General features: G+C 43.2%; 11 protein-coding genes. 8 read left to right on the top strand and 3 right to left on the bottom strand.

Annotated features, from left to right (window positions below):
- Nucleotides 1-137: 137 nt before the first annotated feature.
- The 6 genes from CLV94_RS14900 to CLV94_RS14875 all read left to right on the top strand — a co-directional run bounded on the left by CLV94_RS14900 (nt 138) and on the right by CLV94_RS14875 (nt 5,789).
- On the top strand, nt 138-1,436 hold the full coding sequence (locus tag CLV94_RS14900; protein ID WP_121377307.1) for an epoxide hydrolase family protein: 1,299 nt from the start codon (nt 138-140) through the stop codon (nt 1,434-1,436).
- Between the two features lie 37 nt (nt 1,437-1,473).
- Nucleotides 1,474-2,505, top strand: coding sequence for an alpha/beta fold hydrolase (locus tag CLV94_RS14895; protein ID WP_121377306.1), 1,032 nt, complete (start codon nt 1,474-1,476; stop codon nt 2,503-2,505).
- A 135-nt stretch (nt 2,506-2,640) separates the two neighbouring features.
- Nucleotides 2,641-3,069, top strand: a complete 429-nt coding sequence (locus CLV94_RS14890) for an organic hydroperoxide resistance protein (RefSeq protein ID WP_211331202.1) — start codon at nt 2,641-2,643, stop codon at nt 3,067-3,069.
- A gap of 101 nt (nt 3,070-3,170) precedes the next feature.
- Nucleotides 3,171-3,911: a DUF1223 domain-containing protein gene (locus tag CLV94_RS14885; protein WP_121377305.1), complete on the top strand. Its 741-nt coding sequence runs from the start codon at nt 3,171-3,173 to the stop codon at nt 3,909-3,911.
- Between the two features lie 110 nt (nt 3,912-4,021).
- The gene (locus tag CLV94_RS14880; protein ID WP_121377304.1) at nt 4,022-5,041 is read left to right on the top strand and encodes a sensor histidine kinase; all 1,020 of its coding nucleotides are present in this window, start codon (nt 4,022-4,024) and stop codon (nt 5,039-5,041) included.
- Nucleotides 5,022-5,789 carry a LytR/AlgR family response regulator transcription factor gene (locus tag CLV94_RS14875; protein ID WP_121377303.1) on the top strand — a complete coding sequence of 256 codons (768 nt, stop codon included), beginning with the start codon at nt 5,022-5,024 and terminating at the stop codon, nt 5,787-5,789. Before CLV94_RS14880 ends, CLV94_RS14875 begins: the two co-directional genes overlap by 20 nt.
- A 230-nt stretch (nt 5,790-6,019) precedes the next feature.
- Here CLV94_RS14875 and CLV94_RS14870 read toward each other — a convergent pair whose 3' ends face one another.
- The 3 genes from CLV94_RS14870 to CLV94_RS14860 form a co-directional block, all read right to left on the bottom strand.
- Nucleotides 6,020-6,802, bottom strand: coding sequence for a DUF1223 domain-containing protein (locus CLV94_RS14870; RefSeq protein ID WP_121377302.1), 783 nt, complete (start codon nt 6,800-6,802; stop codon nt 6,020-6,022).
- A gap of 132 nt (nt 6,803-6,934) precedes the next feature.
- Nucleotides 6,935-8,014: a glycoside hydrolase family 130 protein gene (locus tag CLV94_RS14865; RefSeq protein WP_245982600.1), complete on the bottom strand. Its 1,080-nt coding sequence runs from the start codon at nt 8,012-8,014 to the stop codon at nt 6,935-6,937.
- 107 nt (nt 8,015-8,121) lie between these two features.
- Nucleotides 8,122-10,863, bottom strand: coding sequence for a fibronectin type III domain-containing protein (locus tag CLV94_RS14860; RefSeq protein ID WP_121377300.1), 2,742 nt, complete (start codon nt 10,861-10,863; stop codon nt 8,122-8,124).
- Between the two features lie 127 nt (nt 10,864-10,990).
- On the opposite strand from CLV94_RS14860, the gene CLV94_RS14855 reads away from it, so the two are divergent.
- Nucleotides 10,991-11,347 (top strand): hypothetical protein, encoded by a 357-nt coding sequence (locus CLV94_RS14855; protein WP_121377299.1) that lies wholly within the window; start codon nt 10,991-10,993, stop codon nt 11,345-11,347.
- 60 nt (nt 11,348-11,407) lie between these two features.
- Nucleotides 11,408-13,048 carry a DUF6377 domain-containing protein gene (locus tag CLV94_RS14850; RefSeq protein ID WP_121377298.1) on the top strand — a complete coding sequence of 547 codons (1,641 nt, stop codon included), beginning with the start codon at nt 11,408-11,410 and terminating at the stop codon, nt 13,046-13,048.
- Nucleotides 13,049-13,179: the final 131 nt, after the last annotated feature.

Raw genomic sequence — 13,179 nt, 5'->3', positions numbered from 1 at the left:
TTCAAGCTTACGAATGTCCGTTTCACTCTTCACTTCGTCCGTTTAGGCTATTTCTTGATTGTGTAGCGCTTGCTATCGAAATACTTTTGACCAAGAAATTAAAACAATAATCACATAATTTAATAATCAAAAGCAAAATGAAAACAATCAAAACAAACAAGCGTAGTCTTGCCGGCAGATTTTTGGCAGGGACTCTTATCCTGATCGGGACAGCTGGTTTCGCACAGAAAAATCCAGCAAAAAGCACAAAAGATTCAGAAGCGGTTCGTCCGTATCACATCAGCGTTTCGCAAGAAGCACTGACCGAGCTTCGCCAACGCATCAATGCGACCAGATGGCCAGACAAAGAAACGGTAGGCGACCAATCACAAGGCGTAAAATTGGAGCAGATCCAAAAACTTGCTGCCTATTGGGGAACTGATTACGACTGGCGCAAAGCAGAAGCAAAACTAAATTCGTTGCCTCAGTTTGTTACCAACATTGACGGGCTGGATATCCAATTCATACACATCCGTTCAAAGCATAAAAATGCCATGCCGCTAATTATCACTCACGGCTGGCCAGGATCTGTTTTTGAGCTTTTGAAAGTAGTTGGCCCGCTTACCGATCCAACGGCTTATGGAGGTCGTGCTGAAGATGCTTTCGATCTTGTATTGCCTTCGATGCCGGGTTATGGGTTTTCTGAAAAACCTAAAGGCACAGGCTGGGGACCAGACCATATCGGACAGGCTTGGGATGTGCTGATGAAACGTTTGGGCTACAAAAAATATGTATCGCAAGGTGGCGATTGGGGTTCGGTAATTGCAGATGCAATGGCAAGACAAGCTCCAGAAGGATTGTTGGGTATCCACGTAAATATGCCAGCGACAGTTCCGACAGAAATTGCACAAGCATTAAAAAATGGAGCACCAGCGCCAGCAGGATTAACAACCAAAGAGAAAGCGGCGTATACATCACTTAATAAATTATATACCAAAGGCGGCGGTTATGCCGGAATGATGGTTACCCGTCCGCAGACTCTAGGGTATGGACTTACCGACTCGCCTGTAGCGCTTGCTTCTTTTTTCTTGGACAAGTTTAATGAATGGACCTATAGCGGCGGCAATGCAGAAAAGTCGCTTACAAAAGACGAGATGCTTGACGATATTTCATTGTACTGGCTGACCAATACGGCGGCTTCATCGGCACAATTGTACTGGGAAAACAATACAAACAATTTTAATGCTGGCGAACAAAGGACAGCAGAAATCAAGATTCCAGTGGCCGTGACCGTATTTCCTGGAGAAATCTACCAAGCGCCTAAAAGCTGGACAGAACGCAGCTATAAAAACCTGATTTATTTCAACGAAGTAAAAAAAGGCGGACACTTTGCTTCTTGGGAAGAACCGCAGCTTTTTGCTGAAGAACTTCGCGCCGCATTCAGATCGCTTCGCTAATTAGTAAAAGAAGTCATAAACCTTAACAACTGAAATCATGTTTGAGATACTAAAATATAAGTTTAGCAATACGATAGCAATATTCGCGCTGGTCATTTTTAGCTACGTATCGGCTACTGCCCAAACGAAAAAGACAAATGCCCAAAATGCCAATTCTGTCAAAACAGCAAATTCGCTGGGCACTTTAAAACAAATCAATGCGGGCGTATTGAATGTCGGTTACACAGAAGCAGGTCCTACGAATGGTACCCCAGTAATCCTGCTTCATGGCTGGCCTTATGACATCCACAGTTTTGAAGAAGTGGTTCCGATGTTGGTTTCTAAAGGCTACAGAGTTATTGCTCCTTATCTAAGAGGCTCTGGAACTACTTATTTTCTTTCAGAAGCTACTCCTAGAAACGGACAGCAATCGGCCATCGCATCAGATATCATTGCTTTTATGGATGCGCTAAAAATAGATAAGGCTATTGTTGGAGGCTTTGACTGGGGTGCAAGAACAGCCGTTATCATGGCGGCACTTTGGCCAGAACGCGTAAAAGGACTTGTTTCTGTGAGCGGCTACCTGATTGTGAATCTCGAAACAAACAAACAGCCTCTGCCGCCTGCGGCTGAATTGGGATGGTGGTACCAATACTATTTTTCGACAGAACGTGGCGAGCTAGGCTATGCTAAAAATACCTATGATTTCAACAAACAGATTTGGAAGCTGGCTTCTCCAAAATGGAATTTTGATACGGCTACTTTCGACAGGACAGCGCAGTCTTTCAACAATCCAGACCATGTTGCGATCGTCATCCACAATTACCGTTGGAGATTGTCTCTTGCCAAAGGCGAATCGAAATATGAGGATTTAGAAAAACGCTTAGCAGCACGTCCGTCAATTACAGTACCGGCCATAACTATCGGCAGTGATTTTGACGGGGCAGCGGCAGACGGGAAATCCTATGCGAACAAATTCACAGGAAAGTATTCGCACAAGATGTTAAACGGGATCGGACATAACGTACCGCAGGAAGATCCACGAGCCTTTGCCGATGCTATCATTGAAGTTGATGGCTATACAAAATAATGAGGATATGCAATGTCCGATTCACAATCTACTTTGTCCACTTGAGCCATTTAGCCATTGGATGAGGTACTAGACCGGCCTACTTTTGGCCTATAATTCAAACAAAATAAAAACAACATTTAAAAATTTACGACAATGGAAAACAACATCCTTCAACCAGAAAAAGTATTGTATACAGGAAAAACGCACACGACTGGAGGCCGCGAAGGTGCATCACAAAGTTCTGACAACCGTCTTGATATCAAGCTTTCGTCTCCGGGTTCTACTGGTAGCGGAACGAATCCAGAGCAACTTTTCGCTGCAGGCTGGTCGGCTTGCTTTATCGGAGCCATGGGAATTGCGGCAGCGCAGATGAAAATCAAGCTTCCGGCAGAAACAGCTGTCGATGCAGAAGTAGATTTAGGCATGACCGACGGAGCATATTTTTTACAAGCCCGCCTGAATGTAAGCCTTCCTGGCTTGGATACTGAAACAGCACGAGCTATTACCGATGCCGCACACCAGACTTGTCCGTATTCTAAAGCAACAAGAGGCAATATCGGAGTGACGATTAATCTAATATAAGCAAAGCCTAAAATAGAATAGCCCGCAAATAGGGCTTTTCTATCTAAGTCAGAAACCCAAATCAAAAATCCTAAATCAGAAATCCTAATTACTATCAAACTATGAAAAAAATAAAACTATTGCCTGTTTTGATTCTTGCACTTGTAGCAGGAACGAATGTTTTTGGACAGAACAAGGCCACTAAAAAAGGTTTTGCTGTATTGGAATTGTTTACTTCCGAAGGCTGTTCCAGCTGTCCGCCGGCAGACGAGCTTATGGGCAAAATCCAAAAAGAATATATGGACAGCGAAGTCTATGTACTTTCCTACCATGTGGATTATTGGGACAAACAGGGCTGGAAGGACGTCTTTAGCGATGCAGACTATACCAAAAGGCAGTATGAGTATTCAAAATGGCTTGGCAGTTCGGTTTATACGCCGCAGCTTATCATCAATGGAAAGGTCGGGCTTATAGGTTCTGAGGAAACTGCGGTGAGAAACGCTACTAAGAAAGCCTTGTCGATGGCCGCTACCGCTGACGTGACTTTGAAAGCAGTACAGTCTGGCAACAAGATTACGGTAAATCATTCTGTAAATGACGCTTCAAAAAACAGCCGACTGCTTTTGGCCATCGTGCAAAAGACGGCGCAGAGTAGCGTAAAGCGAGGCGAGAATGCAAACCGAATCCTGTCGCATTTCCAGATTGTGCATCATTTGCATAGTACAGCTTTGGCTGGAAACGAAAAAGGAACTACAACCTTGACGCTGCCTAAAGGTTTTACTACAAAGGGTTTTGAAATCATCGGTTTTGTGCAAGACAGCAGCAGCGGTGCCATTCTAGGAGCCACAAAAGCGACTTTTTAAAATAGCAATACTCACTTATATAATGATTCAAGCTGGAAGTTTCTTCCGGCTTTTTAAATATTTAAAAATCCTATCTTTGACAGGCAGGGATTCAATTACTACTACAGCATATGGAAAAAGAAAAAAAACGGTTTCAGGTTTCCCGAAAGGTGATATGGGGAAGTTCCATAGCACTGGCTATCCTTGCATCAATCCCTAAATTATTTGACCACGATTCGATGCTGGGCGATATCATTATCAACTCATCGATTACGTTTTTGTTTTCGCTTTTTATCTGGTATTATAATATCTACAGCCTTCCAAAATTTACGTCGCGTCGCACTGCCAAGAGCCTGATAAATGGGAAACTGCTGTTGAGTGTTGTTATGGGTATCGTGATGATGGTGGTTTTGGTTATCGCGCATCAGGAGCTTTTTCAGGTCACGAAGATGGATGCGCCCATCATGTTTGAGCTACGAGGCGTCTTGATCAACCTGATTGTTTATATGTTCCTGCACTTGCTTTTCCAGAATTACCAGACGCAGCAGATAGGGCTGGAACTGGAAAAGACGAAATCGGGACATCTTGGAGCCCAATATGAATTGTTAAAGCAGCAGGTGAATCCACACTTTTTGTTCAACAGCTTGAATACGCTCAAATCTATGGTGGACATGCAGGATCCGCAAAGTTCTGATTTTATCCTGAAGCTTTCAGATTTCTATCGTTTTACGCTCGAAAGTAGGAAGCTTGATTTGATTCCGCTACGGGAAGAACTCCAGATCCTAGAGGCGTATACGTATTTGTTGAAAGCTCGTTTTGAAGATGGATTTGTTTTGGTAGACGACATCGATGCCAGGCATTATGATTCGTCAATTCCGCCGTTTACCTTGCAGCTGCTGATCGAGAATTGTATCAAGCACAACGTGGTATCGCTAGACAAGCCTCTGCAAATTCGATTATATGTTGAAAGTGATTTTCTGGTAATCGAAAATCCGATACAGCTAAAAAAAGGTGCCTTGTCAACAGGTGTAGGACTCGACAATATCAACCAGCGGTTTATGCATCTTATCCACAAAGAGATCGTAATTGACAAAGATGAAACTACGTTTAAAGTAAAAATACCCCTGATTTATGACCATCATAATAATTGAAGACGAAGTTAAAACAGCCAAAGCTCTAGGACAGCTTATCATGAGCATCAGGCCTGATGTACAGATACTCTCGTATATCCAAAGTGTAGATGGTGCGGTGAGCTACCTTACAGAAAATGACCAGCCTGATCTTATTTTTATGGACATACAGTTGGCAGACGGACTGTGCTTTGAAATTTTCAAGAGCGTTGAAGTAGTGTCTCCCGTGATTTTCTGTACTGCTTTTGACAATTATGCCATTGAGGCTTTTAAGGCAAATGGTATCGATTATGTATTGAAGCCGTTTTCGAGAGAAAGTATTGCTGCCGCTATCAAAAAGGCCGCTGAGCTTAAAAACTTTTTCCAGAGAAATAAAAAGAACCTACCTGATTTTGAGTATTTGCTGACTAGAAGCGGAGAGAATGCAGGGAAGAGCAGTTTTTTGGTGTTTAAAAATAATAAGTACCTGACGGTTCAGACAGAAAACATCGCTTATTTTTTTATAAAGAATGAAACGCCTACGATTATGACGTTTGACAAAGGAGAATATCCGATAACGCAGTCTCTGGATGAGGTGCATAAATTGTTGTCGCCGAGTCAGTTTTTTAGGGTCAACAGGCAATACTTGGTAAATTTTTCTGCAATCAGAGAGGCAGAGCACTATTTTTCGCGTAAGCTGCTCCTCAAGCTGACGGTTCCTACAGAAGAAAAGCTGTTGGTCGGAAAAGAAAAGGCGACCGCCTTTTTGGGCTGGCTGGAAAACAGATAATAAAAAAGCCTTGCTATAGTAGCAAGGCTTTTTTATTACGGCAAGATCTCAAAACTAGGATCGGCAGTCTAAAAATCTGGACTAGCTTGAGATCGTACTTTGGAAGTGTCTTGCTTATTAGCAGTGCTATTAACTTTAAGTATGGGCCTTGTTTTTTCTAAAGTACAGGTAACGACTATCACCGCTGCCATGAATGTAAGGAGCATGTTTTTCATAAAAAAAGTTTTAGATTAATTAAAAGTTGCTTTTGTGGCCGCATTGATGGCACCAGTGGTATCGTCTTGCAGGAATCCGATGATTTCCCAGTCTGTAGTGTTGAAGTTTTTAGGCATGGGCAGCACCAGTCCGCCTTGTTTTTCTTCAAGAGATAGTGTATGGGCTTGTCTTACGATCTGTACGTGATGCAAGAGACGGCCTTCATTTTCGCCACGTTTCACCTCGGTAGTTGCTTGCTTTTGCACTAAGGCAACAAATAGGCTGGTATTTTTCTCAATCCCATTAGTCTCATAATTCAGTTCGAGCTGTTCCTTATTGGCATGTGCTTCGAGGATTAAGGCTGCGCTAGGTTTTGTTTCTAAAGCATCGGCTACAAGACTGTAGAGTTTTCTGGCATCGTCGCCACCGAATTCGGAAATGCCGTTTACGATAAATTGCGGGGTATAGATGAGAGTTCGGTTCATCCAGCTAGAATACTGCTGTTGTCTGCTGGTCGATTGTTCAGAACTGAAGCTGTCTTTCCAGTTAAGATGATCCCAGTAATCGACATGGAAAGCGAGAAAATAGATTTTCTTTCCATTCGATTCTTTCTGGATTTTTTCCAAAAGCTTGTCAGCAGGAGGACAGCTAGAGCATCCTTCGGAAGTAAAGAGTTCTACTACGGCAAATCCGTCATTTTGTGCGGTTTCCAGATAAGGTTTTCCGAGCCAATTTCTGTTCGGGATAAGGAAGTAATATAAAATTAGGGTAATCAGGAAACTGACTACTACAGCGGCTATTTTATCATTTCTTGTCATAATAGTTGTATTTATCACGGTTAATTTCTTTCAAAAGTAGCGTGACAAACAGGGCATCGGAAGTGAAAAATAGCCAAGCGGACACAATGGCTGCTGAAGGAGGCATTTTAAGTGATTAAAAGAAAAGCTTGCTTATTCTAATAGCGACAAGATTTCTTTAATAGAAAAATGAGCACCGCAGACAAACTCATCGGCAGCGCCATAATAGATGGTAAGCTGGTCGCCATCAACAACATGTCCGTTCGTAAAAACGACACCGCCAAAGAAACCGCTGGTTTCATAAGATTCTGTCGGTATCATGATGGGTTTTACGGTACGGGAAATTACTTTAGTAGGATGATCCAAGTCCATCAAAAAAGCGCCGAGGCAATAGAAGTTTTCGGCATTCGCACCGTGATAGATTTCGAGCCATCCGAACTCGGTTTTGATAGGAGCGGCTCCGGCACCGACTCTGGCGCTGTCCCAATGATGCTCTCTGGTCTTGATGATGCATTGGTGATTTCCCCAATGCAGGCCGTCGGGCGATTCGGCAATCCAGATATAGTTGCCGCCGATCTCTTTGCTGCTGGGACGGTGCAAGGCGTAATACTTGCCGTTTATGCGCTCTTCAAAGATGGCACAGTCTTTATTGTGCGGCGGAAAAATCATTCCTTTCTGCTCAAAGGTTTTCCAGTCTGTAGTGGTTCTCAAGCCGACGCCCACGCCGCTGTTGGAAACGGCCGTATAGGTCAGATGATAGGTGTTGTCAATTTTGCTGACACGGCAGTCTTCAATGCCGAATTGTTCCAGATATCCGATTCCGGTTATGAGCGGATAATCATCCGGTTCATAAAAATGAACACCGTCGTCACTGCACAACAGGCGAAGGTGCGAAAGCGTGGTCAGGTAATCCTGTCCTTTATAAGTAATGACACGGGCATCATCGGCAATAAGGTCAGGGTCGTCAAGAGAAATTTCGATAATCTCTATTTGGCCCAACGCATTGGCGATAGGGAAGAAGATGACGCCTTCTTTCTGAGGAATGTTTTCAGCGACTCTTACCAACAGCCAAGTTTTATCTTCAAATACAAAGACACCCGGATTGAGCAGGCAGATGACTTGTAGTCCTATGCTGCTGGGCAGCAAGTTGCTGGGCTTGAGCAACGGATTTTCGGGAAAACGGCGGGCAATGTCTTTCATGGTCGCTTTTTCATAAGTTAGTTGAATGTACAAAAAAGTTTTTTTGGATACGCCTAAGAGAATCTTAAAAGAGGCGAGTGCCTTAAAAATAAAAAAGCCTCCCATTGCAGGAGGCTTTCTAGCTATTAGATGCGGTCTACTTAATTTACGACTACCTTGACAGTGTAAACTTTATTAGAGTGGATTTTAAGAATATAAGTGCCGGTTGGCAAGCTTTGGTTGATAATCGAAAAGTTGTAATCGTCGATGTTTTTTGAAGAATAGAATAAGTTTCCAGTCATGTCAAACATATCGATTTGGTCGATAGGGTATTTGGACTTGATATACGTTCTTTCGCCTGCTTTTATCGGGTTCGGATACACTTTTACGCCGTTTTGAGACGAAAACTCGCCCGTTCCTAGAGCTTCTTCTACCACAAAAGAGATTCGGTTCGATACTTCGTTATACGAATCGTTCGTAAACATCACGATAAAATAATCACCTGCTTCGGTCGGAAGCTTGTCGTCTTGGATCACTTTCGTGCCTTCCGGAAGTCCGTCAAAATACGTAAAGCTTACCAATTCGTCTACGTTCGGATCGTCGCCAGCATGGTAGATTCCAAGCCAGTCTTTTACGATACCCGGAGCGTTGGTCCAAGTCGCGATGATGTTTTCGTTCAGGTTATAAATCGTCTTGTTGATATTCAACTGCGTAATTTGGTTTCCAACTTGGAAAAATACTTTATTCCCGATGCTGTTGTAGCCGTCTTGAAGAAAATACTCTGCAAAATAGTAGCCGTCGGCTAGGTTATTAAACGTAAAGCTTCCCGAAGCCGTAGTCACGTAGCGCCATTGTGTTGAAGCAGGTCCGCCTGGAGTCTGTCCGACTTTGTAAATTCCAATCCAGTCGTTTGCCAATTGCGGTCCGTTGGCAAAAGTCAAGGTAACTGGGCTTCCCGAAGTATACGTCTGTGCGTTAGAAGCTAGGGTCACCAATGGTCCTACATAAAATTCTTTTCGGTCCGCTAATTCTGTATAGCCGTCGTTTTCCATAAATGTAGCATAATACCTTCCTGGCTGGGTCAATCCGCTAAACGTTGCTGTTCCGCTTCTTTGTCCGTTTACATACGCCCAAGCTTGCGATGGACTGCTCGCACCCGGAGTCTGGCTAATTTTATACAAAGCAATCCAGTCTCTTTGGTTCCCCGGTCCATCTGTATACGAAACGTTTATCGGCGTGTTTGGTCGGTACGCAATAGTATCCAATTGAATCTGCGTATTGGCAAAGCCGCTATTCGTCACGTTAAACGATTTCACGGCGCTCCATGGCGACCAATTTAAGTTTCTGTCTCTGTGGCGTACTTTTACAAAGTATTCGCCATTCGGAATTTCGTTGGCTGCAATGGTTACCTTCGTGATATCCACTCCGGCGTTCACGTCTCTGGATACATCGACCTGTCCGTTTAAGGCTCCGTACAAATCTTCGTAGTCTCTGTAGATGTCTTTTTCAATAATTTCGAAATCCGCCGTTTTTCCGATCAAGAATTCCGTAGAGTTCAGCAATTGGTTGGAAGTAGTAGCATAGGCTGAGCTTGAAATAAGAAGAGGAAGCTCAACGTCTCCGTCATTCGCTGTAAAGTCATTAAGAATCGTTGGCTGTGTAGGCGCATCTAATCCTTTATAATGGTGGAAGGTATCCATCAGCTCATTGTCTTTCCAAGTATAAGCACTTCCGATAGAGTACGATTCTACTTCAAAAGTATCGTTGTTGACGTCTACATCAATAATCTGGTACATCCAGTTAGAAATGGTCTTTTGCACGTCGTCAAAATCTTGTTCGGCTGCCATTCCCCAGTACTGGTCCCAAGCTACGCCTCCAGAAATAATCTGGTACGTTGGCGTATTCTTTAATTGTCCCCTGTGGTATAAATGGTGGTGGGCACCGATATGCAAGATGTGTTTTTGAGAAGTTACCAAAATCGGCATGGCAGAGTTGCGAATCCAAGTAGAAATATCGCCTACATATTGCTCCGCTTGATACGGCCTGTGGCCTAAAGAAACGATCCAGTCTACTGTAGGATCAGCATCAGCAGCTTGCACTACCTGTGTCAGCCAGTTCAATTGCGGTATGCCCGTATGTTCTGTATCCATGGCAATAAAAAGCACGTTTCCGACTTGGTTGGCATAATAGTTTTCAGTTCCAGAAGAAATGCCTCTGTACGACATTTCATCAAGCACATAATGGTCATAATACGCCTGCATGGCTAATGTTCCGTAAGTTTCGTGGTTACCGACCAACGTCTGTATCGGCAGGTAGCCAGAAAGTGCTTTGTTCTTTTTGAAATGCACGTTTTCGTAATGATCTAGTGTTCCAACATCTACCTGGTCGCCGACCATTACGGTCAGCGCAATGTTGTCTGCCGGATCAGCAGCGATACCCCATTTTTGAGCAATCTTTCTCTTGGCTTGAGCAACTAAGGTGTCGAAACGCGGCACATTGCGCATCTGGTTGTCTCCTAAAACCAAAAAGCGAAGATGCCCGTCGGCCGTTGCAGCCTGGCCTGGCAATGGAAGCGTCTTGAAAGACATTACCTGCGACGTGTTGGTTCCGGTCTTAACACGGTAGTAGTACTTGGTGTTTGGAGTCAGTCCCGTAAGTTTCACGTTGTGGTAAAAATAGTTGCTAGGATATCCGGTATCGGTAAAAATCCTATTGGTACCCGTAGTCGAGTTGGTCAGCGCATCAGGAGTACTGCCGTATTCCACGATAGACTCAGGGTTGCTTTCTGTTTTCCAGTTGACATAGATAGAACTGGTGGTAGGCGCCTGCAAGTAGGGCGATAGAGTCTGGCTTTTCGCCATCCAGCCCGCGAGCAGGAATAATACGATGTAAAACTTTTTCATAATTGTGTTGGTATTTGTTTTTAGACATCGCAAAATTAGGATGGCCGTGCTTTTAAAGAATTAGATAAAGATTAAGTTAGGGTTAAAGAATGATGGCTTTTTGCCGGCAAAGTTTAAGCTAAGTTTAATGAGAAGTGCTGATATGTTAATGAGAAGAGCGTATAAGTTAAAAGGAAGTGCGTATAAGTTAATAAGGAAAGCCTATAAGTTAAAAGTGAGTGCCAATATGTTAATGAGGAGAGCCTATAAGTTAAAAAGGAATGCCGATATGTTAATGAGGAGTGCGTATAAGTTAATAAGGAGAGCCTATAAGTTAAAAAGGGATGCCGATATGTTAATGAGGAGAGCGTATAAGTTAAAAGGGAGAGCCAATATGTTAATGAGGAGTGCCAATATGTTAATGAGAAGAACCAATAAGAAGATTAGAAGTAGAAGAAGAAAAATTGCACAACCAATTCTAATTGCGCTTGCCAGCATCATTTAAGTTCTCATTAAAAATGCATTTGGTATATTTGCGATACCCGTAACCAAAGCTATTTCCTAATTGAGAGCCTTTCTTTTTATACTTGTGTTTTGTATCGCCCAGCATGCGGCTTTTGGTGCTGCGAAAGACTCCCTGTTTGCACAGCTCAGCCATGCAGTAAAGAACAAGCAAGCCTATACGCGGGAAAAAGACAAACGCATTTCGGTCTATAAGAAATTGCAGGCTGGCGAAAATTCTCCAGAAGAACACTATAAGATAAACGAAAGCCTGTATAAGGAATACCGAAAGTTTAAGATTGATTCAGCTATTTACTATGTCAACCAGAATATAGAACTGGCAGCACAGCTGCAGAATAACGATTTAAGGGTAGCTTCGCAGATCCAATTGGCAAACCTTTATTCGTCTTCTGGAAAATACAGAGAATCCGAAGCGATACTCAAAAGCATCGAAAGCAAGAAACTGGCAAAGCCGATTCAGGTCCTGTATTATGAATTCTACAGTCAGTTTTTCGAGCATTATGCGACCAACAATTACAGCAAGTTCTATATCGAGCAGATTGAGGTATACCGCGATTCGCTGTTGCATGTTTTAGACCCTAATTCGATCAAATATAAGATCAACCTGGCGCAGCAGAACATCTATAAAAACAGATTGGACGTTGCCAAAAAAGACCTGCTATACTTGATGCGCACGTCAAAAGCAAAGGACGAGAATTACGCCATGTTCGTCTATTTATTAGGAGATATTTCTGGACTCCAGAAACAGTGGGACGACCAGCGCATGTACTACAGCAGCGCCGCGATAACCGATATCGAAAATGCCATTAAAGACAATGCGGCCATACAAAACTTGGCGGTTATTTATTATGATTTGGGCAATATCGATAGGGCGTATAGCTGTGCCCAATCCGCTATCGAAGATGCCATATTCTGCAACGTCAAATTTCGCACCCTGCGCATGTCGGAGCTGTATTCGATTATCAATACGGTTTATCTGGACAAGGAAGCGAAAAACAAAAGCGAGCTTAAAAACTACCTGATTCTTATCAGCGTGCTGACCGTATTCCTGGTGCTGGCCATCGTGTATGTCTACCGACAGATGAAAAAAGTGTCGCGCGTCAAAGAAGAACTTTCAAAAACCAGCCAGAAACTGGCCGAACTGAACAAAGAAATATTGTCGGCCAACGAAAACCTAAAAGACACGAACGGACAACTCTATGAATCCAACCGTATCAAAGAAGAATATATCGCCTATTTTTTCGATATCTGTTCTGCCTATATCAACAAGATGGAGGACTATCGGAAAATGCTGAACCGCAAAGCCCTTAACAAGCAGCACGACGAATTGTTCAAGTTGCTGAAATCAACCGATATTGTCGACAACGAGCTGGAAGAACTGTACAAAAGCTTCGATACGATATTTATCAGCCTCTATCCTTCGTTTGTCAAAGAATTCAATGCCCTGCTGCTGCCAGAAGAACAGGTCACGCCAAAAGCCAACGAAATCCTGAATACCGAATTAAGGATTTTCGCCCTGATACGCTTGGGCATTACCGACAGTGTCAAGATAGCGGCCTTCCTGCGCTATTCCTTAAGCACGATTTATAATTACCGCACCAAAGCCAGAAACAAGGCTGCCGTTTCCCGAGAAGAATTTGAAGTCATGGTTTCTAAAATAGGCGTGATACAAGCAAAACAATAATCTGCTGCCCCGCAGGAAATTCAATACTGCTGTACAGTAGAAAAGCAATAGTTGTACAACTGTATAGCTAATGTAGGGGTGTTTAAATCCATTTTAAACTTTCTATTGATACTACTTTTTGAAGACCTCTT

Origin of the sequence: Flavobacterium endophyticum, assembly GCF_003634455.1 — a bacterium.
In the GTDB taxonomy this organism is placed as follows: Bacteria; Bacteroidota; Bacteroidia; order Flavobacteriales; family Flavobacteriaceae; genus Flavobacterium; species Flavobacterium endophyticum.
Note: the sequence above shows the minus strand (reverse complement) of the source record. Positions and strands in the feature narration are given on the sequence as shown.